The organism is Pantoea sp. Ep11b (assembly GCF_040783975.1).
GTDB lineage: Bacteria > Pseudomonadota > Gammaproteobacteria > Enterobacterales > Enterobacteriaceae > Pantoea.
The window spans coordinates 1,893,922-1,919,823 of the sequence record NZ_CP160631.1; the positions used below are offsets into that span (position 1 = coordinate 1,893,922).

Consider the following 25,902-nt stretch of genomic DNA (forward strand, 5'->3'; position numbering starts at 1 on the left):
GCCATTCTGGGTATCCCTCTCACAGGGAATAAAAGAATGGGTATGCCAGCCTCATCTGATAATAATGGTGCTTTCATCAATGAGTTCACCCTGAAACCGGGACAAATGATTCGGGTCTTCCACTACTGGACTGAGACTGGGTACTATCAGAACACTCAAAAATCTGCCACTGCTGAATTTATTCCTCAGGCCAACCATGACTACGATATTGTGGTCAGAGGCTCTGAATATGCAGGCGATAGCGTGTCCATCAAAAATCTCACCCCGGATGGCGCCGTAGTGGGCTGGGGCGACGTGAAGGAATGCCCGTCAAAGAGTATTTTTGATTAGTTTCCTCTTCCTTCATTCCTGAAGCCTGGTTGCTTCAGGAATGAATCTTCACTTTTACGGCATAGTCAGTAACCTGGTTATACAGGTAGCGATGGAAATGCGGTTGCCAGAACAGGCAGTCAGCTTCTTTATAGCACTTAAAAAAGATTTATAATATTGATTTTATTGGTTAAATTTCTGGCTTAAATCGATAACAGTAAAAACTTTCTGCACCTCAGAACTCTCCTAAAAACTGGTCCTGAAAGCAAAGTGACCAATTTCTTCCATTTATCTGATGTTGCAATTTCGGTCCATCTGTAAAACTTCATCCCAACAAACACGGCGCGTCGCGCACGCCGGTTAGACCTCCGTCAACGAGGATGCTTTATGGCAGGAATGCGCGGTAACACTTTTCAGGAGGAACTTCCTGTGAATAAATCAATGTTAGCGGGTATCGGTATTGGTGTGGCAGCAGCGCTGGGTGTTGCCGCCGTGGCAGGCATGAACGTGTTTGATCGCGGCCCGCAATACGCTCAGGTACTCTCTGCAACGCCTATCAAAGAGAGCATCAGGCAGCCACGCCAGGAGTGTCGTAATGTCACCCTGACGCATCGCCGGGCCGTACAGGACGAAAACCGTCTTGCCGGTTCTGTATTAGGTGCAGTGGCAGGGGGGGTGCTGGGTCACCAGTTTGGTGGCGGTCGCGGCAGGGATGTGGCGACGGTAGCGGGTGCGGTAGCGGGCGGTTATGCCGGTAATCAGGTCCAGGCCGGACTGCAGGATCGGGATACCTACACCACCACCGAACAGCGCTGCAAAACAGTTTATGATAAACAAGAGAAAAAACTGGGATATGACGTGACCTATAAAATAGGCGACCAGCAGGGCAAAATCCGTATGGAGAACGATCCCGGCACGCGTATTCCACTGGATCGCAACGGTCAGCTGATTCTTAACGGCGACCAGGCGTAATTGGGCAAAGCTTTGCCGCCTTCGCGGCCACACAGCACGACGTAATGAAAAAGGCGCATCTTCCGGATGCGCCTTTTTCATGGTGTTCCGCCCGCCCGGCGCTCAGTACCAGGCGGGCAGGGTGTCAGACCTGATGCTCAGCCAGTTGTGAAACAAAGCCCTGCACCCACTCCATCCGCAGCTTTCTTTCTGACAGTTCACGGGTGAAACGCAGTCGCGTCGGGCCATCCAGCTTCCACTGCTGCGGTTCCTTCTGCAGCAGGCCGATCAGCCAGGCCGGATCCACCTTGTTCTGCGGCGCAAAATCGAAATAACCGCCTTTGTCGCTGGCTTCGATCTTACGCAGCCCCACGGTTTGCGCCTGCAGGCGGATAATTGCCACATCCAGCAGGTTGCGCGCCGCGTCCGGCAGCAGGCCGAAGCGGTCGATCATCTCGACCTTCAGCTCCTGCAGCTCCTCTTCACTCTCCGCGCTGGCGATGCGTTTGTAGAGTGACAGGCGGGTACTGACATCGGGGATAAAGCTCTCCGGCAGCAGCGCAGGCATGCGCAGCTCCACCTCGGTCTGATTGCTGGTGAGATCTTCCAGCGACGGCTCGCGTCCCGCTTTCAGCGCCTCGACCGCATTCTCCAGCAGCTCCATATAGAGCGTGAAGCCCAGCGTCTCCATCTGGCCGCTCTGCTCATCACCCAGCAGCTCGCCCGCGCCGCGAATCTCCAGGTCATGGGTCGCCAGCGCAAACCCGGCCCCCAGATCTTCCAGCGAGGCGATCGCCTCCAGACGTTTATGCGCATCGGCGGTCATCGCCTTCGGATGCGGCGTTAACAGCCAGGCATAGGCCTGATGATGCGAACGCCCGACGCGCCCGCGCAGCTGGTGCAGCTGAGCCAGACCAAAGTGGTCGGCGCGTTCGATGATGATGGTGTTGGCGGTCGGAATGTCGATCCCGGTTTCGATAATGGTGGTACAGACCAGCACGTTGAAACGCTGATGATGGAAATCGTTCATCACCCGCTCCAGCTCACGCTCACGCATCTGGCCGTGACCGATCGCCACCCGCGCTTCCGGCACCAGCTCGCTCAGGCGCTGCGCCGCTTTCTCAATATTTTCAACGTCGTTATAGAGGTAGTAAACCTGACCGCCACGCAGCACTTCACGCAGGATCGCCTCACGGATCACCAGGTCATCATATTCCCGGACAAAGGTTTTCACCGCCAAACGACGGGCAGGCGGCGTGGCGATAATGGAGAGATCGCGCATGCCGCTCATCGCCATATTCAGGGTACGCGGAATCGGCGTGGCGGTGAGCGTCAGAATATCCACATCGGCCCGCATTGCCTTGATCCGCTCTTTATGGCGGACCCCAAAACGGTGCTCCTCATCGACAATCAGCAGACCGAGATCGTGCCATTTCAGGTCGCTCATCAGCAGCTTGTGGGTGCCGATCAGGATGTCGATCTTGCCCTCGCTGGCCTGTTCCAGCACCTGCGCCTGCTCTTTGGCGGTGCGGAAACGGGACAGCATCTCAATGCGAACCGGCCAGTTGGCAAAGCGATCGCGGAAGTTATCGTAATGCTGCTGAGCCAGCAGGGTGGTTGGCACCAGCACGGCCACCTGTTTATGGTTTTCGATCGCCAGAAATGCCGCGCGCATCGCCACTTCGGTTTTACCGAAACCGACGTCGCCGCATACCAGACGGTCCATCGCCAGCGGCTGGCACATATCGCTCAGTACCGCATTGATCGCCTGCGCCTGGTCTGGAGTCGTCTCAAACGGGAAACTTTCACAGAACAGCTGATACTGCTCACGGTCGTGCTTAAAGGCAAAGCCCGCTTTGGCGGCGCGCTGGGCGTAGATATCCAGCAGCTCAGCCGCGACATCGCGCACTTTCTCCGCCGCTTTCTGCCGTGCGCGTGACCAGGCGTCGCTGCCCAGCTTGTGCAGGGGCGCGTTATCGTCAGCCCCGCCCGCATAGCGGCTGATCAGGTGCAGCGAGGAAACCGGCACATAAAGTTTGGCGTCATTGGCGTAAGAGAGCATCAGGTATTCCGCCTCAATGCCGCCCGCCTCCAGCGTGGTCAGGCCGATGTAGCGTCCTACGCCGTGCTCCAGGTGCACCACCGGCTGGCCGGGGTGCAGTTCCGCCAGGTTGCGGATCAGAATGTCCGGATTGATGGTATGGCGGGTATCCTGACGGCGACGGCTGACACGCTCGCCCAGCAGATCGCTCTCGCAAATCAGCGCCCGGTTGCCCTGGGTGTCAATAAAACCGCGTTCGCTGGCCCCGATCATCAGCGTGAAACGATCGTCGCCGTTTTCATCAAAGCGATGCACTGGCTGAGGACGCAGCTTGATCCGTGCCAGCAGCTCCTGCAGGCTCTCACGGCGGCCTTCGCTCTCTACCGAGAAGACGACGGCGCCGCTGAAGGTTTCGATAAACTGACGCAGATGATCGAGCGGCGCTTTGGCCTGCGCCTGAATGGCCAGATCCGGCAGCGGGGTGTAGCCGAGGTTGGTATTGGCCGCCTTCGCCGGCAGCACCTCGCTGGTCATCTGAATGCGCGGCCAGGCTTTCAGCTCGCCCATTAACGCATCCGGGCGCAGCCACAGGGTCACCGGCTCCAGCAGCGGGCGCATCGGGTCGACGCGCCGATTCTCATAGCGCGCTTCGGCATCCTGCCAGAAGCGGCTGGCACTGCCTTCGAGATCGCCACAGTTCACAATCAGGGTGTTGTCGGGCAGGTAGCTGAACAGGCTGGGCAACGGCTGCTCGAAAAAGAGCGGCTGCCAGTATTCGATGCCTGCGGGCAGCGTGCCTTTACTGACCTGCTGATAGACATGCTCCGATTCGCGGCGCACATCGAACATTTCACGCCAGCGGCTGCGGAACAGCTCGATGGCCGCTTTGTCGCTGGGAAACTCATGCGCGGGCAGCAGGTTGATTTCGGCGACCGCCTCCAGCGTGCGCTGGGTGTCAACGTCAAACAGGCGCAGGCTGTCGATCTCATCATCAAAGAAGTCGATACGGTAGGGCTGATCGCTGCCCATCGGGAAGAGGTCGAGCAGGGCGCCGCGGGTGGCATATTCCCCGTGCTCCATCACCTGATCCACATGGCGATAGCCCGCCTGCTCCAGCTGGTCGCGCAGCCGATCGCGTGACAGTTTCTGCCCCTGCTTCATAACCAGCGCATGGCCATGCAGGAAACTGTGCGGGCAGACGCGCTGCATCAGCGTATTAACCGGCATGATCAGCATACCGTGCTGCATCACGGGCAGCTGGTAGAGGGTCGACAGACGGGCCGAGATAATATCCTGATGCGGAGAAAAACTGTCATACGGCAGCGTTTCCCAGTCGGCGAGGTAGGCTACCGGCAGATCAGTAAACTGGCGGATCTCATCCAGCAGTCGCAGCGCAGTCTGGGTATCGGGGGTAATCATCAGGACCGGACCGGCGTGGCGTTCGGTAATGCTGGCACACTCTACCGCATGTGCAGCGCCTGTGAGCTGGCCGAGCTGGCGGAGATCGCCGGATTTAACGGGCAGGGTATAACGAGTCTGTTCGGACATGGGATCTCGGGGTTGCTCCATTTTTCCAGGACGTAATCATTCCATATTATGTCAGGGGGATCACCTTTGCGGCACAATTTTCCTGCCGCACCGCGCTGAAGCCGGGCGTTCAGCCCTTACCGGGTGTCGGCGGTAACGAAGCGGATAAGAAGAGGATAGACGCAGACTGGAAAGGAAACAGAGAAAACCACCGTCGCCAGGCAGCGACGGGGTTAAACGGGCAGATTATTTTATGGATTGCTGTGTGTAATGCATGCGTGGCCGGTCGATATTGGCCCAGGATAACTCCTGCTCGGGATGATAGCTGAGATTGCCGTCGTCCCACTTTACGTAATACCCGACGGGGGCGTCCTGCAACTCAAAGACGTTGATGACCTCGCCTCTGATCTCGCCGGACTGATGTTTTACGATGCTGCCTCTGGAAAATGTCGACATGATCGTACCCCTCCCCATCCCGGTGATCGCTCACCCTTTTACGCTGTAACTGAGTGTAGTCTACCCGCAGGGGCGGAGAATAATCCGCCAATAAGCGACGGCTTTATCGGCTATTCCGCTGCTTTGAAGTTGAAGGTGACGCATTCTGATGCAACTTTGCTGCCGACTCAGAGGGTTAGAGGTTTCATAAAGCCAGCCGCTCCTTTATCATCCCACTACCTATTTTCAGGCAACGGCTTACTGAATTCCATGTATCAACCTGTCGCGCTATTTATCGGTCTGCGTTACATGCGCGGACGAGCATCGGATCGCTTCGGTCGCTTTGTCTCCTGGCTCTCAACGATTGGCATTACGCTCGGCGTGCTGGCGATGGTGACCGTCCTCTCAGTGATGAACGGTTTTGAGCGTGAACTCGAAGGCAACATTCTTGGCCTGATGCCTCAGGCGCTGATCACCAGCGACAAAGGCAGCCTCAATCCGCAGCAGCAACCCGCCGCCTCGCTGAATCTGCAGGGCGTCAGCCGCACTGCACCGCTGACGACCGCCAGCGTGGTGCTGCAAAGTCCGCACAGCGTCGCCGTGGGCGTGATGCTGGGAATTAATCCTGATGAAAAAGATCCGCTGACGCCATTCCTGGTGAACACCCGGCAGAGCGTGCTGCAGCCCGGACAGTACAACGTGATCCTCGGCGAACAGCTCGCGTCGCAGCTGGGCGTAAAACGGGGCGATCAGCTGCGTCTGATGGTGCCGTCGGTCAGCCAGTTTACGCCGATGGGGCGCGTGCCGAGCCAGCGTCTGTTTACCGTGGCGGGCACCTACGCGGCGAACAGCGAAGTCGATGGTTATCAGATCCTGGTCAATCTTCAGGATGCGTCACGCGTGATGCGCTATCCGGCCGGAAACATCACCGGCTGGCGTCTCTGGCTCGACAAGCCGCTGTCGGTGGACAGCCTGAGTCAGCAGAGCCTGCCTGCGGGGCTGGTCTGGAAAGACTGGCGTGAGCGCAAAGGCGATCTCTTCCAGGCGGTGCGCATGGAGAAAAATATGATGGGCCTGCTGCTGAGCCTGATCATCGCGGTGGCGGCGTTTAACATCATCACGTCGCTGGGCCTGCTGATCATGGAGAAGCAGGGCGAAGTGGCGATCCTGCAGACGCAGGGCCTGACGCGCCGCCAGATTGTCGCCGTCTTTATGGTGCAGGGCGCCAGCGCCGGGATTATCGGCACGCTGCTCGGCGCACTGCTGGGCGTGCTGCTGGCCAGCCAGCTCAACAACCTGATGCCGGTGATTGGCCTGTTCCTTGATGGTGCCGCGCTGCCGGTGGATATTAACCTGTGGCAGGTGATTACCATCGCCCTTAGCGCGATGATCGTTGCGCTGTTGTCTACGCTCTATCCTTCGTGGCGCGCTGCCGCCGTTCAACCTGCTGAGGCTTTACGTTATGAGTAACTCTCCTTTGTTGCAGTGCCGCGACCTGTGCAAACGCTATCAGGAAGGCAGCGTGCAGACCGATGTGCTGCGCAATGTGGCTTTCAGCCTCCAGCCCGGCGAACTGACGGCGATCGTCGGCAGCTCCGGCTCCGGTAAAAGTACGCTGCTGCATCTGCTCGGCGGCCTGGATGCGCCGACCTCGGGCGATGTGGTGTTTGATGGTCAGTCACTGAATGCCATGTCCTCCTCGGCTAAAGCGGAGCTGCGCAACCGTGAGCTGGGCTTTATCTACCAGTTTCACCATCTTCTGCCAGACTTCAGCGCGCTGGAGAACGTGGCGATGCCGCTGCTGATTGGCAAAATTGCGAAAGCGGAAGCGCAGGCGCGGGCGCGGGAGATGCTGGCTGCGGTCGGGCTGGATCATCGCGCCGCCCACCGGCCGTCTGAACTGTCGGGCGGAGAGCGTCAGCGTGTCGCGATTGCCCGCGCGCTGGTGAATCGTCCGCGGCTGGTGATGGCGGATGAGCCTACCGGTAACCTGGATGCGCGCAACGCCGATGCCATCTTTGAACTGCTGGGCGAACTGAACGTCCGTCAGGGCACCGCGTTTCTGGTGGTGACCCACGATCTGATGCTGGCAAAACGGATGACGCGTCAGATGGAGATGCGTGACGGCCAGTTAAGCGACCAGCTCACTCTGGCAGGAGCGGTGTAATGGGTTCATCGTTATCCCTGTTGCTGGGCCTGCGCTTCAGCCGCGGGCGCCGCCGTGGCGGCATGGTGTCGCTGATTTCGGTCATCTCCACCGTGGGTATCGCGCTGGGCGTGGCGGTGCTGATTATCGGCCTGAGCGCCATGAATGGGTTTGAGCGCGAGCTGAACAACCGTATTCTGGCGGTCGTGCCGCACGGTGAAATAGAGGCGGTCAACCAGCCGTTCCGCCAGTGGCAATCCCTGATCGCACCGATAGAGAAGGTGCCCGGTATTGCGGCGGCCGCGCCCTATGTGAACTTCACCGGCCTGATTGAGAGCGGCGCCCGGCTGGAGGCGCTGCAGGTGAAGGGCGTCGATCCGGCTCAGGAGCCGCGCCTCAGCGCGCTGCCGCAGTTCGTGGCCGATAACGCCTGGTCCTCTTTTGCCGCGGGTAAGCAGCAGATCATCCTTGGCGGTGGCATTGCGAAATCGCTGAATGTGAAGCAGGGCGACTGGATCACCATCATGATCCCCAACAACGATGGCGACAACAAACTGCTGCAGCCCAAACGCATCCGGTTGCAGGTCAGCGGCATCCTGCAACTCAGCGGTATGCTCGATCACAGCCTGGCGCTGGTGCCGCTGGCGGACGCGCAGCACTATCTGGAGATGGGTGACAGCGTTTCCGGCATCGCTCTGAAAATGAGCGATCCCTTCCAGGCGGTTAAGCTGGTGCGGGATGCCGGGGAAGCGACCCGTTCTTACGTCTATATAAAGAGCTGGATTGGCACCTACGGCTACATGTACCGGGATATTCAGATGATCCGCGCCATCATGTATCTGGCGATGGTGCTGGTGATCGGCGTGGCCTGCTTTAACATCGTCTCTACGCTGGTCATGGCGGTGAAGGATAAGAGCAGTGACATCGCGGTGCTGCGCACGCTCGGCGCGAAAGACCGGCTGATCCGCGCCATCTTCATCTGGTACGGTCTGCTGGCGGGGCTGCTGGGCAGCGTCAGCGGTGTGATCGCGGGCGTGCTGGTGGCGCTGAATCTGACCTCGCTGGTGCGCGGGCTGGAGTCGTTGACCGGCCATCATCTGCTGGCAGGCGATATCTACTTTATCGATTTCCTGCCGTCGGAACTGCACTGGATTGATGTGTTCTCAGTACTGATCACCGCGATTCTGCTGAGTCTGTTAGCGAGCTGGTATCCCGCGAGGCGCGCCAGCCGCATCGACCCGGCTCGGGTATTAAGCGGTCAGTAATAAAAGGCGGCGCGAGTGATTTCGCGCCGTCTCTGTTTTAAGACCTTTGCTGTAGGGCCAGGCCCGCAGCAACCGTTACTATCGGGTGAAGTTACCCGGAAACTGTTTATAGCGGCTCGCCGCAGCCGCTACGCCAGGAGATTTTATGCGTACACCACGTCGCCGCCTGCGACTTGCCCGCCTGAAGAAAACCCGGAGAAAGGTGCATCAGCGCTTCCGTCAGCGCATTTTTGAGCGCGACCGTCAGGCCGAACTGGCCGCCCATCCTCTGCCGCATGTGGTCGTGCTGACCGGCGCGGGCATCTCTGCGGAGTCCGGCATCCGCACCTTCCGCGCCGCTGACGGCCTGTGGGAAGAGCATCACGTTGAAGATGTGGCGACACCGGAGGGCTTTCAGCGCGATCCGGCGCTGGTGCAGCGCTTCTACAACGCGCGCCGCCAGCAGCTTCAGCAGCCAGAGATCCAGCCCAACGCGGCGCATGTGGCCCTGGCGGAGCTGGAGCAGGTGTTAGGCGACAATTTCCTGCTGGTGACGCAGAACATCGATAACCTGCATGAACGGGCCGGCAACAGCCGGGTGCTGCATATGCACGGCGAGCTGTTAAAAGTGCGCTGCGTCTCCAGCGGTCAGGTGATCGAGTGGAGCGGCGATATCACCCCGGACGACCGCTGCACCTGCTGCCAGTTCCCCTCGGCGCTGCGGCCGCATGTGGTGTGGTTCGGTGAGATGCCGCTGGGTATGGAGGAGATTTATCAGGCGCTGGAGCAGGCCGATTACTTTATTGCGATTGGCACCTCAGGCCACGTCTACCCGGCGGCGGGATTCGTGCATGAGGCTAAACTTCAGGGCGCGCATACGGTTGAACTCAATCTTGAACCGAGCCAGGTCGGCAACGAGTTTGCCGAACGGCACTATGGCCTGGCGAGCGAAGTCGTCCCGGAGTTTGTTCACAAACTGCTGCGTGGTTGCTTCCGGTAAGCGGGGCGGGTGAGTGACGCTGACCCGGCGCAGAGCGTCTGTGCCGGATCGTAAAACCGCCCCTGAGACGCCACAACGCGGAGCTGAGCTGGGGCACGCGGCGCTTTTGCTCCGCGCCCCCTCTCAGCCTGCTGCTTTAGCGCCCGGCTTTCAGCTGCTGGAACAGCGTTTCGTACTGAACGCTGGCCTCACCCACGTCATCCTGCCATTCACCCTTTTTAATCACGTCGGCGGGGGGATAGAGCGAAGGATCGTTCGCCACGGCCGGTGGCAGCAGGGCTTTGGCGGCCAGGTTCGGCGTGGGATAACCGATGGTTTCCGCGACTCTGGCGGCGACGTCCGGGCGCAGCAGGAAGTTGATCAGCTTCAGCGCGCCGGCTCTGTTTTTCGCATTGGCCGGGATTGCCAGGTTATCCATCCAGAAGATGCCGCCCTCTTCAGGCCAGACCACCGCTAACGGCGTGCCCGCCTGACGCGCGACATAAGCCGACCCATTCCAGAGCATCCCCAGATTCACCTCACCTTCCATATAAGGATTCCCCGGATTATCGGAGTTGAAAGCCAGCACGTTGGGCATCAGTTTTTTCAGCTCCAGATACGCCGCTTTGATCTGCGCCGGGTCGCGGGTATTGCCGGAGTAGCCCAGCTTGCGCAGCGCCATCTGGAACACCTCGCGCGCATCGTCGGTCAGCAGCAGGCTCTGCTTATATTCCGGCTTCCAGAGGTCGGCCCAGCGGGTCACCTTGCTGGCATCGATCTCATCGGTGTTCACGCCGATCGCCGTGGCGCCCCAAATATAGGGGATCGAGTAGTCATTGTTGGGATCGAACGGCTTATTCAGCAGATCGGGATCGAGGTTACTGAAGTTACTGAGCTGGCTTTTATCGATCTTCTGCAGCATCCCTTCATTACGCATCTTTGCCACGAAATAGGTCGAGGGCACCACCAGATCGTATGCGCCATCCTTCCAGGTTTTCAGCTTGGCGTACATGCTCTCGTTGGATTCATAGGTGGAGTAGATCACCTTAATCCCGGTCTCTTTGGTGAACTGCTCCAGCAGCCCCGGCGGCACATACTCCGTCCAGTTATAGAAGTAGAGCGTGTTGCTGTCGTCGGCCTGAGCCACATTCATGCCCAGCAGCAGCGCACCTGCCGCCAGCCAGTGAGATCGCTTTTTCATCCTCTTTCCTCTTATCGATTTCTGTCGCGCAGTAACCACTGGCTGGCCGCAACCAGCAGCAACGACAGCAGCAGTAAAATGGTGGCCAGCGCATTCACCTCGGGTGAGACGCCAACCTTTACCATGGAGTAGATCTTCAGCGGTAAGATCTCAAACGTCGGGCCGGAGACGAACGACGAGACCACCACATCATCCATTGACAGGGTGAAGCTCAGCAGCCAGCCCGCCGCGACAGCGGGCATCGCCAGCGGCAGGAGGATCCTGCGCAGGATGGTCGTTTCGCTGGCACCGAGATCTTTGGCCGCCTCCAGCATCCGCACATCAAACCCTTTCAGTCGCGAGTAGACCGTAATCACCACAAACGGCAGGCAGAAAGTGATATGGGAGATCAGCAGCGACCAGAAGCCCAGCGAAATGCCCAGCAGCATAAACAGCACCAGCAGGGAGATGGCCATCACAATGTCGGGCGACATCATCACCACAAACAGCATGCCGCTGACAAACGGCTTGCCGCGGAAACGGTAGCGATAGAGCGCCACGGCGGTCAGCGCACCGATCAGCGTGGCGCAGCTGGCAGAGAGCACGCCCATGATCAACGAATGCTGCGCCGCCTGAAGCAGGCTGTCGTTGTTCAGCAGCAGGCTGTACCACGTCGTCGTGAAACCCTGCCAGTTGATACCAAACCGGGACGCGTTAAACGAATTGACGATCAGAATCATGATCGGTATGTAGAACCAGGCGTAAATCAGCGCCATGAAAGAGCCGCGTAACAGGCGAGCCATCATCCTAAATCCATCCTGTTATTCAGCAGTCGTGCGACGCGCCAGTAGATCAGCAGCAGCAACCCCATTATCAAAGTCATGACGACGCTGGTGGCAGCCCCCAGTGGCCAGTCCCGGATATTCAGGAACTGGCTCTTGATAATATTGCCAATCAGCAGGTTCCTGGCGCCGCCCATCAGGTCGGCAACATAGAACAGCCCCATCGCCGGGATAAACACCAGCAGGCAGCCCGCGATAATGCCGGGCATGGTCAGCGGCAGAATCACCCGGAAAAAGGTCTGCAGCTTACCGGCACCCAGGTCGCGCGCCGCTTCCAGCAGCGGCTTATCCAGCTTCTCCAGGCTGGAGTAGAGTGGCAGCACCATAAACGGCAGCAGGATATAGATCAGACCGAGGATCACCGCTTCCGGGGTATAGATGAGGCGAAACGGCTTGTCGATCACCCCCAGCGACAGCAGGCCATCGTTCAGCCAGCCACGGGTGCTGAGAAAGATTTTCAGGCCATAGATACGGATCAGCGAGTTGGTCCAGAACGGCACAATCAACAGGAACAGCATCAGCGGACGCAGGCGCGGCGGCAGTTTCGTCAGACACCAGGCGAAGGGATAGCCCAGCAGCAGGCAGCCGAGTGTGGCGATCAGCGCCATATTCAGAGAGTGCAGCAGCACCTCTGCATAGAGCGGATCGAGCAGGCGACCATAGTTGCTGAGCGTCGGCGTCGTGCTGACAAAACGGGCTTCATCACGCGTCAGAAAGCTGGTGATGAAGATCATCAGATCAGGGATAAAGACGAAGAGCGTCAGCCAGCCGACAATCAGCGCGATAACGCACTTCTGAAAACCATTACGCATCAGCTTCATAGGGCAGCACCACCTCCCAGCCTGGCACCCAGTTCACCACCATCTTCTGATTCAGCGAGTGGTCGAAGTCTGGATCGTCTTCATTAAAGAATTCGCTGACCGTAATCAGCTTGCCATTCTCCAGCGCGACCACGGACTCCAGCGTCATGCCTTTATAGTTTCGTTCGCGTACATAGCCAATCAGGCCATCTGCCGGGCGCTCATCATGGATCTCATCGACCCGCAGATCTTCCGGTCGCAGCATCACATGGAGCCGGTCACCGGCACTCACCGGGAAGGGACAGTGGATCTGGCATTCGCGCCCCTCGACCCGCGCACGCACCGCAGGCGCGTCATCGGCGGCGATAACTTCTGCATCAAACAGATTAATTTCGCCGATGAAGCGGGCGACAAACAGATTTTCAGGCTCTTCGTAGACTTCGCGTGGCGTACCATCCTGTACTACCTTGCCGTCACGCATCACCACGATACGGTCGGACATGGTCAGCGCCTCTTCCTGATCGTGCGTGACAAAGATGAAGGTGATGCCGAGCTTACGCTGCAGCGCCTTCAGCTCATTCTGCATCTGACGGCGCAGCTTGTAGTCCAGCGCCGAGAGTGACTCATCCAGCAGCAGCACTTTGGGCCGGTTGACCACAGCGCGGGCGATCGCCACCCGCTGCTGCTGGCCGCCAGAGAGCTGATGCGGACGCCGATCGGCGAAGCTCTCCAGCTGCACCATCGCCAGCGCCTCGTTAACCCGTTCGTTAATCTGCGCTGCCGGCGTTTTCTGCATCCGCAGGCCAAACGCCACGTTCTCAAACACCGTCATATGCGGAAACAGCGCATAGCTCTGAAACACGGTATTGACGTGACGATGCTCGGCGGGCGTGCTGGTAATCTCCTGGTCGTCGAGCAAAATCCGGCCACGGTCGGCATCTTCCAGACCGGCGATCAGGCGCAGGATCGTCGTTTTGCCGCAGCCCGACGGGCCGAGCAGGGTGATGAACTCACCGTGATGAATGGTCAGGTTAAAATCATCAATGATGGTTTTACCGTCGAAAGCTTTACTGATGCCAGAAAGCGTAACCAGCGCCTGCTGTGCGCGTGTTTGCGTCATTTTAGTCTCAGTCTGTTAGAGGTCGGACAGTTTCAGCGTAGCCGCATCATACGGCCAGCCAGCAAAGAGGGCGGATGATACCTGAAAAATGCGGTAATGCCATGATTTGGCCGCCCGATCGGCGCTAATGGGGGCCGTTACAGGAAATAGTGCGGGATTGGCCGCAACATTCACCGGTGTGTCGCTTTTTTCAGGCTTATTGCTTTCCCAAAGGTTCCCGACCGCGCTAACCTGTCTGCGAATGATTTTACGCAACATTGCGTTCGGCGGGTCTGTGAATAATAGCGGACGGCACTTTTAAAGGATGGGATATGGAACAGTTACTTGAGCGCTTTTTGAGTTATGTGGCAGTTGAGACCCAGGCTAAGCCGCAGGCGCGCCAGGTGCCCAGCAGTGAAGGGCAGTGGACGCTGGCGCGTCAGCTGCAGGAGGAGCTGCTGGCGCTGGGCTTTGTCGATGTCACCTTAAGCGATCACTGCTGCGTCATGGGCACGCTGCCCGCCAACGTTGACTGGCCGACGCCGGTCATCGGTTTCATCTCCCACATGGATACCTCTCCCGATTTTACGGCGAAGCATGTGAATCCGCAGATCATCGAGAATTATCGCGGCGGCGATATTGCGCTGGGTAACGGCAATGAGATTCTGTCGCCGGTGATGTTCCCGGTGCTGCACAAGCTGATCGGCCACACGCTGATCACCACCGATGGTAAAACCCTGCTGGGCGCGGACGATAAAGCGGGTATTGCCGAGATCATGACGGCGATGGCGGAACTGGCCGCCAGCGACAGGCCGCACGGCGCTATTCGCGTGGCCTTTACGCCCGATGAGGAGATTGGCCGCGGCACCTCGCACTTTGACGTAGAAGCTTTTGCCGCAGACTGGGCCTACACCATCGACGGCAGCGATCTGGGCGAGTTCGAGTATGAAAACTTCAACGCCGCCTCGGCCACCGTGAAAATCGTCGGCAACAATGTGCATCCTGGTTCGGCTAAAGGGGTGATGGTGAATGCGCTGGATCTGGCTAACCAGTTCCACGCGGCGGTTCCGGCCAGCGAAAAACCGCAGTTCACCGACGGCTATCAGGGTTTCTATCATCTGCATCAGATCAAGGGCACGGTCGAACACGCCGAAATGCTCTACATCATCCGTGATTTTGAGACTGAACGTTTTGAGCAGCGTAAAGCAACGCTGCTGCAGATTGCTGCGGAGATTAACAGGAGCCTGCATGCGGACTGCTCAGTGACGGTCGACATCACCAACAGCTACCGTAATATGCGTGAAAAGGTTGAGCCGTTCCCGCACATCATCGAGCTGGCGTTGCAGGCGATGCGCGACTGCGGCATTGAGCCGGTAGTGAAGCCGATCCGCGGCGGAACCGATGGGTCGGCACTTTCATGGAAAGGCCTGCCGTGCCCGAACATCTTTACCGGTGGCTACAACTACCATGGTAAACATGAGTTTGCCTCACTGAATATCATGGCGAAATCGGTCGAGGTGATTGTGCGCCTGTCAGAGCTGGCGGCACAGAAGAAGGATTAAAAAAGGCGCTCTGTCACCGTGACAGAGCGCCTGATTCAGCCGCCGCGCAGGGATGCGCCGCGCGGCTTATTCGTCGCCGAAGTACCAGTAACCAGCATTCACCAGACCAGCGATCTGCGCCAGCACAGCCGGATCGTCCAGCGCATCACCCAGATCGTCCAGCGTGATGCGACTGTGATGGGCCAGAACCGCCATCACCTCAGGACGCGAACACTCAACCTGCTCGCCGTTCACATAGACCGCCTCGCCAATCGTCAGCACTCGCAGGCCACCTAACCGGCTCAGGGCGTCACCCTGCTGCAGCGCATCGTAGATCTCGTCAGGCTGATAAGGCGGTTCCGGCGGCGCGACATCCAGTTCATGGCGTGACTGTGAAATAAATTCGCCGAACCAGCGTTCGAAATGTTCAGGCTGATTGACCACATCCAGCATCAGCTGACGCACCCCTTCAATTTCCTGCGGCAGGATCTGCGACGGGCAGTCACGCGCGGGTACATCCGGATCGCTGAAGCGCAGGCTGCCCAGTTCATTGGCCAGCGCATAGTCGGCGAATCCGCTGATCAGCTCGCGGCCGCTGGGGGCGCGGAAGCCGACAGAGTAGTTCAGCGCGTTCTCCAGCGAGTAGCCTTCATGCGGGAATCCTGGCGGAATATAGAGAATATCGCCCGGCTCCATCTCCTCATCGATGATGGCGTCAAAGGGTTCGACCTGCAGCAGATCCGGGTGCGGGCAGTGCTGCTTCAGCGGCACCTTTTCCCCGACGCGCCAGCGACGGCGGCCCATCCCCTGAATAATAAAGACATCATACTGATCGAAATGGGGGCCGACACCGCCGCCAGGCACGGCAAATGAGACCATCAGGTCGTCAACGCGCCAGTCGGGCAGGAAACGGAAAGGACGCATCAGCGCCGCCGAAGGCTCATGCCAGTGGTTAACCGCCTGAACCAGCAGCGACCAGTTGTTCTCGCCCAGGTGATCGTAGCTCTCAAACGGGCCGTGGCTGACCTGCCATTTACCGTCCTGATGGCTGACCAGGCGGCTGTCCACCTCGTTTTCCATCGCCAGTCCGGCCAGTTCATCCGGGGAAAGAGGATCCACAAAGTTTTTAAAACCACGCTTCAGCACAACCGGGCGTTTCTGCCAGTAGCGCTGAATAAAATCGGGCCAGTTAAGATCGAGCTGATAGTCCATACAAGGGTTCCGCTTAGGGCTGCAAATGCCAGCAAGTATAACAGCCCCGGACGGTTTCTACTCGCGGCGATGTTCGACTTCCTGGCGCTTAAAGATCACTTCCATCCGCGCGCCACCCAGCGCGCTGCTGGAGGCGATGACGTTACCCTCATACTGTTCGAGAATATCGCGCACCACCGCCAGGCCTAATCCCTGGCCGGGTCGCAGGGTGTCCACCCGCTGGCCACGGACAAACACCAGATCGCGCTTGCTTTCAGGGATGCCGGGGCCATCATCGTCGATGTAGAGGTGCAGCACGTTTTCACTCTGAAACGCGCTGACTTCGATAAATTCCAGGCAATATTTGCAGGCGTTATCGAGCACGTTGCCCAGCACTTCCATAAAGTCGTTCTGATCGCCGACGAAGGTCAGCTCCGGCGAGATATCAAGCGTAATCGCCACGCCTTTGCGCTGATAGACTTTGTTCAGGGCCGAACAGAGGCTGTCGAGCAGGCCGGAAACGGAGTGCAGGTCGCGCTGCAGCGGATTGTGGTCGGCCTGCATACTGGCGCGATGCAGATAGTATCCCACCTGCTGCGAGATGCGGCTGATCTGCTCCAGCATCACCGGTTCAGCCTGTTCCACCGTCAGCTCTTTCCCGTTGCGCAGCGACCGCAGGGTACTCTGCAACACGGCCAGCGGCGTTTTCAGGCTGTGGGTCAGGTCAGACAGGGTAGTGCGATAACGGGTGTAGCGCTGCCGCTCATTCGTCAGCAGCAGATTGAGGTTACGCACCAGGCTGCGCAGCTCCTGCGGCGGATTGTCCGCCAGATTTTCGCGCTGGCTGGTCTCCAGTTCACGCACCTGCTGGGTCAGGGTGCCGATAGGCCGCAGGCTCCAGTGCGCCGCCAGCCACAGCAGCGGCACTATCAGGATCAGGTTCGCCGCCAGCACATAGCTGAACCACGACCAGACGACGTCCGAGTGCTGGAGCTCCTGTGGGATCGAGTCCACCACGACGATGGTGAGCGCAGGCAGATTGGTGGTGGCATCGTAACGGTTCACAGCAACCGAGTGCGTGAAAGTGTCGTTGCTGTCTGTATCCCAGTCATTAAGCCGCTGCTGTGCGTTCAGGTTATTACCCATCGCCATCATACTGGTATGGTTGCTGGTATCAATTTCGTAGAAGTCAGGCTTCAGCAACCACTCCCGGCGGATCTTTTTACGGATATCCGGCACGTCGCGCTGCTGCCACAGCAGTTTGCCGTGCTCATCGTAGATAAACACCAGTGTCGGGAAGTTAAGCGTCATCCGTTCCGGCTGAGCGATGGTGAGCTTGTTGTCATGCCATTGCGCCAGCGTAAAGAACAGGTTGCTCTCGCCCCGCATCACACGATAGGTATTTTTGTCGAAACTCACCACATAGCCAATGACCGCGACCATGCCATAAGAGAGGGAGAGGAACAGAACGATAGCTGCGGAGGCCAGCAGAAAGCGGGCCCGCAGCGAAATCGGGCGATAGCGATTAAACCAGGACATGGTCAGAGATCAAAGCGGTAACCCTGGCCACGCACGGTGGCGATCACGTCGGTCGGGTGCAGCGCCAGGATCTTTTTGCGCAGACGGCCCATCAGCACGTCGATGGTGTGGCTCTCACGCAGTTCTGCATCCGGATAGAGCTGCAGCATCAGCGAATCTTTGCTGACAACTTTTCCTGCATTACGGATCAGCGTCTCGACAATGGTGTACTCAAAGGCGGTGAGTTTCACCGGCTCCTCATTAACCGTCAGTTCGCGACGGGAGAGATCCACCTGGAAGGGCGGCATATCAATGATCTGCGAGGCGTGTCCGCTGTTGCGGCGCATCAGTGCCTGCAGACGTGCGGCCACTTCTTCAATGTGGAACGGCTTGGTCACATAGTCATCCGCACCGGCTTCCAGCGCCTCGACTTTTGCCTGCCAGCCTTCACGGGCGGTCAGCACCAGGATCGGCTGACGCACGGCATCACTGCGCCAGCGGCGAATCAGCGACATGCCATCTTCATCCGGCAGCCCGAGGTCTACCAGCGCGATATCCGGCAGATGTTCCCGCAGAAAATAGTCGGCTTCTTTGGCGTCTTCGGCGGCATCGACCTGATGGCCCATGTCACGTAACTGGACGGCGAGATGATGGCGCAGCAGGGCATTGTCTTCAACAACCAGAACACGCATAGAAATTCCTTACACTCTGTTTGAGTCAACCTGCAGAAAGTATACGCGAAATGTATTAAACAAGATGTTAACGCAGACCGGAGAGAACCGGTCTGCGGCGGGCATTATTTCAGATCGTCAACCATCCGGATAGCACGGCCAAGATAGTTTGCCGGCGTCATCTGCTTCAGACGCACTTTCTCCTCTTCCGGCAGCGCCAGGCTGTCGATAAAGGCCTGCATACCGGCGGCATCCACGCGCTTGCCGCGCGTCAGCTCTTTCAGCTTCTCATACGGCTTTTCGATGCCGTAACGGCGCATCACAGTCTGGATCGGCTCGGCCAGCACTTCCCAGTTGTGATCCAGCTCGTCCAGCAGGCGGTCGCGGTTCACTTCCAGCTTGGAGATGCCTTTCAGCGTGGCCTGATAGGCGATCAGCGCATAACCCACGCCCACGCCGAGGTTACGCAGCACGGTGGAGTCGGTCAGGTCACGCTGCCAGCGGGAAACCGGCAGTTTGCTGGCCAGGTGCTGCAGCACGGCGTTCGCCAGGCCCAGGTTGCCTTCGGAGTTTTCGAAGTCGATCGGGTTGACCTTGTGTGGCATGGTCGAGGAGCCAATCTCACCGGCGATGGTTTTCTGTTTGAAGTGGTTCAGTGCCACGTAGCCCCAGATATCACGATCGAAATCGATCAGGATGGTGTTGAAACGGGCGATGCAGTCAAACAGCTCGGCGATGTAGTCGTGCGGCTCGATCTGGGTGGTGTAGGGGTTCCAGGTCACGCCCAGCGAGGTGACAAATTCTTCGCTCAGCGTGTGCCAGTCCACTTCAGGATAGGCGGCAATGTGGGCGTTGTAGTTGCCGACCGCGCCGTTGATTTTACCCAGCACTTCGACCTGGTTCAGCTGACGCAGCTGACGCTCCATGCGGTAAGCGACGTTCGCCATCTCTTTACCCATGGTGGAAGGGGTCGCGGGCTGGCCGTGGGTACGGGAGAGCAGCGGAATATCGCGGTATTCGCTGGCCAGCCCTTTCACGGCGCCAATCAGCTGCTGCCAGTAAGGCAGGATCACGTCACGGCGCGCCGTTTCCAGCATCAGCGCATGCGACAGGTTGTTGATATCTTCGGAGGTGCAGGCAAAGTGGATGAATTCCGAGACGGCGTGCAGGGCAGGGAGATCGGCGACTTTCTCTTTCAGGAAATACTCTACCGCCTTCACATCGTGGTTGGTGGTGCGCTCAATGGTTTTGATACGCGCGGCATCTTCTTCTGAGAAACCGGCGACAATCGCATCGAGGAAAGCGTTTGCGTCAGCGTCAAATGCAGGAACTTCCTTGATCTCTGCGGTCGCGGCCAGTTTTTGTAACCAGCGAACTTCAACCTCAACGCGGAATTTCAGCAAACCAAATTCGCTGAAAATCGCACGCAGCGGGCTGACTTTATCGCCGTAACGACCATCGACAGGTGAGACGGCGGTCAGAGAGGATAATTCCATCAGTGCAACTCCTGAATCATTTAGCAGTGTTTTGCCGCACCGACTTAGTAAGTCAGTGGCAGCCGGGATAAGAGGGTTTTCGCTTCACGCAGCAAACGCTGACGCGAGAACATCAGTTGCAGTCGGCCACCACCGACCTGCTGCCACAGTACGGCAGCACGGATACCGGCTAACAGGGTGGCGCGAACCTTGCTCTGAACCTGGGTATTCTGCAGAACCGCCGGAGAGCCGGTGACCTGGATGCGCGGGCCCAGCGGGCTGATCACATCTACGTAGATGGCCGCCATCGCGCTGAGAATAGTATCCGACTCCAGTTCATAGTGGGCAAGCTGACGATCCAGCTGGCTGATACGCTGCGCCAGCGTGTTCATGGCAGACTGGCTGCCGCTGAGCTTGCGCTCCAGCACCATCATGCTCAGCGTATAACGGGTCAGTTCAGCCCCGGCGCCCTGGCGACTGGTGCTGTTCAGCATCGCCATCAGGGTTTCGAGTCCGAGGCGCAGGTTAGCTTCACTGTTGCCGAACACCGCCAGCGTGGAGCCAGGATTGAGATCCAGCACGCTGCGCAGCGAGACGGTCAGCGCCTCCGGCTGGCAGTGTCCCTGCTGAGCCAGCTGCTGCACCAGATGCGCGGACTGACAGATCCCCGCCAGCGCCAGCGTGATGTCCCGATAATTTTTCGCCACGGTTACTCCTGTTTACGCGTCATCAATGCGGGCCAGGCCCGCTTACTCTGTCACCAGCGGCAGGCGCTGTTCGATAATACCGCCACCCAGGCAGATGTCGCCAAGATAAAATACTGCAGACTGGCCCGGCGTGACGGCGGCTACCGGCTCGTCGAAACGCACTTCAATCCGATCATCGCCCTGCGGAATAATCTCACAGGGAATGTCGGTCTGACGATAGCGGGTTTTCACGGTGCAGCGAAGCGGGGCGGTGATCGGATTGCGATCGACCCAGTGCAGCTGCTGCGCAATCAGGCCAACGGACATCAGGCGCGGATGATCGCCACCCTGGGCGACAATCAGGCGGTTACGCGCCACATCCTTATCGACCACATACCACGGGTCATCTTTGCTCTCTTTCAGGCCGCCAATGCCCAGACCTTTACGCTGCCCCAGCGTATGGTACATCAGCCCCTGATGCTCGCCGACGATCTGGCCGTGGGTCGTTTCGATTTCGCCAGGCTGCGCCGGAAGATAGCGCGCCAGGAAGTCGCGGAACTTGCGCTCGCCGATAAAGCAGATGCCGGTCGAGTCTTTCTTCTTCGCGGTGATCAGATCCAGCTGCTCCGCGATGCGGCGCACTTCCGGTTTTTCCAGCTCACCCACCGGGAACAGGCTCTGGGCGATCTGCTGGTGGCTCAGCGTGTAGAGGAAGTAGCTCTGATCTTTGTTGCCATCCAGCCCGCGTAACAGCTGGCTCTGACCCGCTACATCCTTGCGACGCACGTAGTGACCGGTCGCGATGAAATCGGCACCGAGATCTTCTGCGGCGAACTCCAGGAACGCTTTGAATTTGATCTCTTTGTTACAGAGAATATCGGGGTTAGGCGTGCGACCCGCCTTATACTCTTCGAGGAAGTGCTCAAAGACGTTATCCCAGTATTCCGCCGCAAAGTTAACCTTGTGCAGCTTAATCCCGAGCTTGTCACAGACCGCTTGCGCATCCGCCAGATCGTCCGCGGCGGTACAATACTCCTCGCCATCGTCCTCCTCCCAGTTCTTCATGAACAGGCCTTCAACCTGATAACCCTGCTGCTGCAGTAACCAGGCGGAAACGGAAGAATCGACGCCGCCGGACATACCGACGATCACTTTTTTCTGGCTGTTGTCAGACATGACACGCTCGCATTACGATAAAAAAACAGGCGGCGCATTCTATCATGCTGAAGGCAGGCGCGCACCCTCATGAAACGGCCACTGGAACGGGCTGACCAGATGTAACGGATAACGGATGCCCTGTTGCCACAGGCGCACGCTCTCCGCCACCAGCGGCGAACGCAGGTTAGAGGCAGTGAGAATCTGCGCTGGCGGCAGCCACCAGCAGCAATCGATGTCACTGTCATGCGGCTGAGCAGGCGCCTTTTCCGCCAGATCGACACCAAACAGAAAACGCACAAAAGGTGTACTGTCCGGGGCGATCCACTGATGGATCCCGATGAAATAGTGCATCTGCGCGGCGATGCCGGTCTCTTCATAGAGTTCGCGCGCGGCGGCCTCCTGCACCGTTTCATCGGCTTCGAGATGCCCGGCAGGCTGGTTCCAGGTGGCGCGACCGTTAATCGTCTCCTCCACCACCAGCAGTTCACCCTCAGCCTGAACCAGGCAGGCGACAGTAACATGAGGTTTAAACATCCTTTCTCCGCGTTTGTTAACCTGAGGTTATAAAAAAAGGGTTTTCAGCGCGGGCTGTCGCTGATGTCACGCCACGCGCCCGGTGCCAGATCGTCGAGCGTATAACTCCCCATGGCATAGCGGATCAACCGTAGCGTGGGAAAGCCAATATGGGCGGTCATCCGGCGAACCTGACGATTCCGGCCCTCATAAAGCGTGACCTTCAGCCACTGGGTCGGGATGCTTTTGCGCTCGCGAATCGGCGGCTGACGCGGCCAGATCCACGCCGGTTCGGCCACTTTTTCGATGCCAGCGGGAAGCGTCGGGCCATCTTTCAGATTAACCCCATCCCGCAGCGGCTGCAGATCCGCCTCATGTGGCTCGCCCTCTACCTGCACATAATAGACCTTACCCGTGCGTTTACCGGGCTGGGTCAGCGCGGCCTGCAGGGCGCCGTCATTGGTCAGGACCATCAATCCTTCGCTGTCGCGGTCGAGGCGACCGGCGGCATAGACCTCTGCGACGCTGACAAAATCCTTCAGCGTGCGGCGGCCCGCTTCATCGGTAAACTGCGGCAGAACGTCGAAGGGTTTGTTAAACAGAATGACACGGCGCGGGGCTGCGGGGCGGGCAGGGGCGCGCCGCGTATCACGCGTCGGGCGGCTGAATCGTTTATCCTGGTGAATTCGTTGAGAAGTTTTTCGCATGGGCTTTGCAGTCAGAAACATTCGGCGCATTATAACGTGAAATTGCGGTGATTGGCGTGGCGTAAATATTCAAGTAGTATTGACCCGCATCTTACAAATCATTAACAAACGCCCAGGAGAGGTTAATGGAAAGCAAAGTAGTTGTTCCGGCGGAAGGTCAAAAAATCACCCTGAATCAGGGCAAGCTGACAGTGCCACACAATCCGATCATTCCTTACATCGAGGGTGACGGTATCGGTGTTGACGTTTCCCCGGTAATGCTGAAAGTGGTCGACGCGGCGGTGAAGAAAGCCTATAACGGCGAGCGTAAGATCTCCTGGATGGAGATTTACACCGGTGAGAAATCAGTAGAACTCTACGGCCAGGACGTCTGGCTGCCACAGGAAACGCTGGATTTAATCAAAGAATATCGCGTGGCGATCAAAGGCCCACTGACGACCCCGGTCGGCGGCGGTATTCGTTCACTGAACGTGGCCCTGCGTCAGGAGCTTGACCTCTACGTCTGCCTGCGTCCGGTACGTTACTACAAAGGCACGCCAAGCCCGGTAAAACGTCCTGAAGAGACCGACATGGTGATCTTCCGTGAGAACTCCGAAGATATCTATGCGGGTATCGAGTGGAAAGCGGGCTCTGCTGAAGCGGACAAAGTGATCAAGTTCCTGCGCGAAGAGATGGGCGTGAAGAAAATCCGCTTCCCTGAGCAGTGTGGTATCGGCGTTAAGCCCTGCTCAGAAGAGGGCACCAAGCGTCTGGTGCGCGCAGCAGTGGAATACACCATCACCAACGATCGTGATTCACTGACGCTGGTTCATAAAGGCAACATCATGAAGTTCACCGAAGGCTCTTTCAAAGACTGGGGATACCAGTTAGTGAAAGAAGAGTTCGGCGGCGAACTGATCGACGGCGGCCCGTGGATGAAGTTCAAAAACCCGAACACCGGCAAAGAGATCATCGTTAAAGATGTGATCGCGGATGCGTTCCTGCAGCAGATCCTGCTGCGTCCGGCTGAATATGACGTTATCGCCTGTATGAACCTGAACGGTGACTACATCTCTGACGCCCTGGCTGCGCAGGTTGGCGGTATCGGTATCGCACCAGGCGCAAACATCGGTGATGAATGTGCGCTGTTCGAAGCAACCCACGGCACGGCACCGAAGTATGCCGGTCAGGATAAAGTGAACCCAGGTTCCGTGATCCTCTCCGCAGAGATGATGCTGCGTCATCTGGAGTGGTTCGAAGCGGCTGACCTGATTGTTAAAGGTGTTGAAGGCGCTATCGCTAACAAGACCGTGACTTACGATTTCGAACGCCTGATGGATGGCGCTAAACTGCTGAAATGTTCAGAGTTTGGTGAAGCGATCATCGAAAATATGTAATCCGCATTGTTAAATTCACTCCGGTTTCCTTCGTGGAGACCGGGGTGAAATTCCCTTCATTAAAATCCTTCTGCAAAACTCCAGCAAAACTCTTCTGCAAAACCGAACAGAAAACGAACCATTTTATACAGCAACAACCAGCCAATCCTTACCCCTGTCATCGTTGTATTTATCCGTCTGCGTCTGGTTTTTATGACCAAGAAGGCGCTGCGTATCCATGCCCTGTTCACGATACAGGCGCTCAGCGAGTGACCGCTGCTCATGGAATGTTGGAGGGCTTCCGGCATCCCATTTTAGGCTGGTCAGTTTGCGTGCCTTACTGAATCCGGTAGTGATAGAGCTGATGGTCAACGCTTCACCACGCTTTGCCTGTGCTGTCGTGTGATGGTGATGGATTACAAATTTGCTCACAATCCTGTCCCTGCAGCGAGATATGACATCCTCCAGAGAGAGATTTAAAGCGTCGCAGCGAAGAGACAATGGGATTGCCAGCTTTGTGCCAGTTTTCTCTTGCTGAATATGCAAATGACCATCCCATATATCGGCGAACTTCATTTTTGCGATGTCACCTAAGCGCTGACCGGTCACCAGAGCGAGGAGCATGGAGTTCTGAACGTAGTTAGGAAGCTCTACTGCTGCATCGAATATTGACGACCATTCTTCAAAATTAAGGCGCTCACGCTGCACTTTGTTACGAGGCATTTTTGTTGCCAGTGCAGGGTTATACCCTGGCGGAACTTCACCTGCGTGCTGGGCCTCCTTATAGAGGTCAATCAATACCATGCGCACAATCTGAGCCATTCGATTTTGTCCGCGCTCTTTGTACTGGTCGAGCAGCTCAGCAATATCCCGAACTGTTATGCTGTCGAGACTTTTCATCCCTGCTTCAGAGACAAATGCCTTGAGGGGTGCCAGCTTCTGTTTGTGAGTGTTATGCCGGATTTCGCCGGCATGTAACCTTTCAGACTGGATTACCAAATATTTTTCTACCCATGACGCCACAGAAATGCCTTTATTCTGCTCGCGGCTAATCTCATCCCTGACTCTCAAAAGCTGAGCCATCTGCTGTTCTGCGAGCCTTGAATTAGCCTCAACAGCAATTTCTTTTGCAGCCACTTCATCCGTTCCCAAGCCATGAAACTTTCCCGTCACAGGATGTTTATACCTCCAGTACACCCGCTTAGTGCGGGCGTCTGTAAAGCAAGATAGTCCAGGGATCGTCACGTTATACTTACGAGGACGTGCCATCTTCGAGAATCCTTCTTAGTCTCTCATCATCAGTACTTTTGGTAACGGGCTTTGCAGAAAGCCCAATAAAACGGGCCGTTCTTTCTACACGCCAACAGCGTCCAGCCTTGACTGGCTGAGGAGCTATCATGCCATTCTTTGCGTATTTTAAAAGCGTGGGGGTGCTGGGTATTGGCTCATCAAACTCTCTCTCAGCCCAAGCTGACAAAGTTATTAAACGTGACATTTTTTTCTCCACACATTCCTGCTGCATCAGGTTTGTTTA

At 57.6% G+C, this 25,902-nt stretch carries 25 protein-coding genes; 8 read left to right on the forward strand and 17 right to left on the reverse strand.

Features of this window, described 5'->3' with window-relative positions; translation table 11 throughout:
* Window positions 1-36: 36 nt before the first annotated feature.
* Both AB1748_RS08905 and AB1748_RS08910 read left to right on the forward strand, forming a co-directional pair.
* Window positions 37-330 carry a hypothetical protein gene (locus AB1748_RS08905; RefSeq protein ID WP_367396261.1) on the forward strand — a complete coding sequence of 98 codons (294 nt, stop codon included), beginning with the start codon at window positions 37-39 and terminating at the stop codon, window positions 328-330.
* A 408-nt stretch (window positions 331-738) separates the two neighbouring features.
* A complete protein-coding gene (locus tag AB1748_RS08910) occupies window positions 739-1,281 on the forward strand; it encodes a glycine zipper 2TM domain-containing protein (protein ID WP_111138716.1) in 543 nt (180 codons plus the stop codon).
* 124 nt (window positions 1,282-1,405) lie between these two features.
* On the opposite strand, the gene mfd is transcribed toward AB1748_RS08910, so the two are convergent.
* The gene (gene mfd, locus AB1748_RS08915; protein WP_367396262.1) at window positions 1,406-4,849 is read right to left on the reverse strand and encodes a transcription-repair coupling factor; all 3,444 of its coding nucleotides are present in this window, start codon (window positions 4,847-4,849) and stop codon (window positions 1,406-1,408) included.
* A 225-nt stretch (window positions 4,850-5,074) separates the two neighbouring features.
* A complete protein-coding gene (locus AB1748_RS08920) occupies window positions 5,075-5,284 on the reverse strand; it encodes a hypothetical protein (RefSeq protein WP_111138670.1) in 210 nt (69 codons plus the stop codon).
* A 249-nt stretch (window positions 5,285-5,533) separates the two neighbouring features.
* On the opposite strand from AB1748_RS08920, the gene lolC reads away from it, so the two are divergent.
* The 4 genes from lolC to cobB all read left to right on the forward strand — a co-directional run bounded on the left by lolC (window position 5,534) and on the right by cobB (window position 9,653).
* Window positions 5,534-6,733, forward strand: coding sequence for a lipoprotein-releasing ABC transporter permease subunit LolC (gene lolC, locus AB1748_RS08925; RefSeq protein ID WP_111138671.1), 1,200 nt, complete (start codon window positions 5,534-5,536; stop codon window positions 6,731-6,733).
* A complete protein-coding gene (gene lolD, locus AB1748_RS08930) occupies window positions 6,726-7,430 on the forward strand; it encodes a lipoprotein-releasing ABC transporter ATP-binding protein LolD (protein WP_128085105.1) in 705 nt (234 codons plus the stop codon). The genes lolC and lolD overlap by 8 nt, the downstream gene beginning before the upstream one ends.
* Window positions 7,430-8,674 carry a lipoprotein-releasing ABC transporter permease subunit LolE gene (gene lolE / locus AB1748_RS08935; protein ID WP_111138673.1) on the forward strand — a complete coding sequence of 415 codons (1,245 nt, stop codon included), beginning with the start codon at window positions 7,430-7,432 and terminating at the stop codon, window positions 8,672-8,674. Before lolD ends, lolE begins: the two co-directional genes overlap by 1 nt.
* Window positions 8,675-8,819: 145 nt before the next feature.
* On the forward strand, window positions 8,820-9,653 hold the full coding sequence (cobB, locus tag AB1748_RS08940; protein ID WP_293769539.1) for a Sir2 family NAD+-dependent deacetylase: 834 nt from the start codon (window positions 8,820-8,822) through the stop codon (window positions 9,651-9,653).
* 136 nt (window positions 9,654-9,789) lie between these two features.
* Here cobB and potD read toward each other — a convergent pair whose 3' ends face one another.
* From potD to AB1748_RS08965, 5 genes are read right to left on the reverse strand one after another with little or no spacing between them, the layout of a single operon-like run.
* Window positions 9,790-10,833, reverse strand: a complete 1,044-nt coding sequence (gene potD, locus AB1748_RS08945) for a spermidine/putrescine ABC transporter substrate-binding protein PotD (RefSeq protein WP_111138675.1) — start codon at window positions 10,831-10,833, stop codon at window positions 9,790-9,792.
* 11 nt (window positions 10,834-10,844) lie between these two features.
* Window positions 10,845-11,618, reverse strand: a complete 774-nt coding sequence (gene potC / locus AB1748_RS08950; protein WP_367396263.1) for a spermidine/putrescine ABC transporter permease PotC — start codon at window positions 11,616-11,618, stop codon at window positions 10,845-10,847.
* Window positions 11,615-12,466, reverse strand: coding sequence for a spermidine/putrescine ABC transporter permease PotB (potB, locus tag AB1748_RS08955; RefSeq protein WP_111138717.1), 852 nt, complete (start codon window positions 12,464-12,466; stop codon window positions 11,615-11,617). The genes potC and potB overlap by 4 nt, the downstream gene beginning before the upstream one ends.
* Window positions 12,459-13,574: a spermidine/putrescine ABC transporter ATP-binding protein PotA gene (potA, locus tag AB1748_RS08960; protein WP_111138677.1), complete on the reverse strand. Its 1,116-nt coding sequence runs from the start codon at window positions 13,572-13,574 to the stop codon at window positions 12,459-12,461. The genes potB and potA overlap by 8 nt, the downstream gene beginning before the upstream one ends.
* Window positions 13,575-13,589: 15 nt before the next feature.
* Window positions 13,590-13,832: a hypothetical protein gene (locus AB1748_RS08965; RefSeq protein WP_367396264.1), complete on the reverse strand. Its 243-nt coding sequence runs from the start codon at window positions 13,830-13,832 to the stop codon at window positions 13,590-13,592.
* Window positions 13,833-13,885: 53 nt separating this feature from the next.
* On the opposite strand from AB1748_RS08965, the gene pepT reads away from it, so the two are divergent.
* Entirely contained in the window at window positions 13,886-15,115 is a 1,230-nt protein-coding gene (pepT, locus tag AB1748_RS08970; RefSeq protein WP_111138678.1) for a peptidase T, read from the forward strand.
* Between the two features lie 66 nt (window positions 15,116-15,181).
* On the opposite strand, the gene AB1748_RS08975 is transcribed toward pepT, so the two are convergent.
* From AB1748_RS08975 to rluE, 8 genes are all read right to left on the reverse strand, one after another.
* Window positions 15,182-16,306, reverse strand: coding sequence for a cupin domain-containing protein (locus AB1748_RS08975; protein WP_111138679.1), 1,125 nt, complete (start codon window positions 16,304-16,306; stop codon window positions 15,182-15,184).
* 57 nt (window positions 16,307-16,363) lie between these two features.
* Entirely contained in the window at window positions 16,364-17,824 is a 1,461-nt protein-coding gene (phoQ, locus tag AB1748_RS08980) for a two-component system sensor histidine kinase PhoQ (RefSeq protein WP_111138680.1), read from the reverse strand.
* A gap of 2 nt (window positions 17,825-17,826) precedes the next feature.
* Window positions 17,827-18,495, reverse strand: coding sequence for a two-component system response regulator PhoP (phoP, locus tag AB1748_RS08985; protein ID WP_111138681.1), 669 nt, complete (start codon window positions 18,493-18,495; stop codon window positions 17,827-17,829).
* A gap of 104 nt (window positions 18,496-18,599) precedes the next feature.
* Window positions 18,600-19,970, reverse strand: coding sequence for an adenylosuccinate lyase (purB, locus tag AB1748_RS08990; protein WP_367396265.1), 1,371 nt, complete (start codon window positions 19,968-19,970; stop codon window positions 18,600-18,602).
* Window positions 19,971-20,014: 44 nt separating this feature from the next.
* Window positions 20,015-20,656: a high frequency lysogenization protein HflD gene (hflD, locus tag AB1748_RS08995; protein WP_111138683.1), complete on the reverse strand. Its 642-nt coding sequence runs from the start codon at window positions 20,654-20,656 to the stop codon at window positions 20,015-20,017.
* 42 nt (window positions 20,657-20,698) lie between these two features.
* Window positions 20,699-21,811, reverse strand: a complete 1,113-nt coding sequence (mnmA, locus tag AB1748_RS09000) for a tRNA 2-thiouridine(34) synthase MnmA (protein WP_367396266.1) — start codon at window positions 21,809-21,811, stop codon at window positions 20,699-20,701.
* Window positions 21,812-21,853: 42 nt separating this feature from the next.
* Window positions 21,854-22,327, reverse strand: a complete 474-nt coding sequence (locus tag AB1748_RS09005) for an NUDIX domain-containing protein (protein ID WP_111138685.1) — start codon at window positions 22,325-22,327, stop codon at window positions 21,854-21,856.
* Between the two features lie 44 nt (window positions 22,328-22,371).
* Complete coding sequence (gene rluE, locus AB1748_RS09010) at window positions 22,372-23,034, reverse strand: 23S rRNA pseudouridine(2457) synthase RluE (protein ID WP_111138686.1); 663 nt, start codon at window positions 23,032-23,034, stop codon at window positions 22,372-22,374.
* A gap of 104 nt (window positions 23,035-23,138) precedes the next feature.
* On the opposite strand from rluE, the gene icd reads away from it, so the two are divergent.
* On the forward strand, window positions 23,139-24,389 hold the full coding sequence (icd, locus tag AB1748_RS09015) for an NADP-dependent isocitrate dehydrogenase (RefSeq protein WP_367396267.1): 1,251 nt from the start codon (window positions 23,139-23,141) through the stop codon (window positions 24,387-24,389).
* Window positions 24,390-24,512: 123 nt separating this feature from the next.
* On the opposite strand, the gene AB1748_RS09020 is transcribed toward icd, so the two are convergent.
* Together AB1748_RS09020 and AB1748_RS09025 are read right to left on the reverse strand one after the other, a co-directional pair.
* The gene (locus AB1748_RS09020; RefSeq protein ID WP_367396268.1) at window positions 24,513-25,637 is read right to left on the reverse strand and encodes a phage integrase Arm DNA-binding domain-containing protein; all 1,125 of its coding nucleotides are present in this window, start codon (window positions 25,635-25,637) and stop codon (window positions 24,513-24,515) included.
* The gene (locus AB1748_RS09025) at window positions 25,621-25,890 is read right to left on the reverse strand and encodes an excisionase (protein ID WP_367396269.1); all 270 of its coding nucleotides are present in this window, start codon (window positions 25,888-25,890) and stop codon (window positions 25,621-25,623) included. The genes AB1748_RS09020 and AB1748_RS09025 overlap by 17 nt, the downstream gene beginning before the upstream one ends.
* Window positions 25,891-25,902 lie beyond the last annotated feature (12 nt).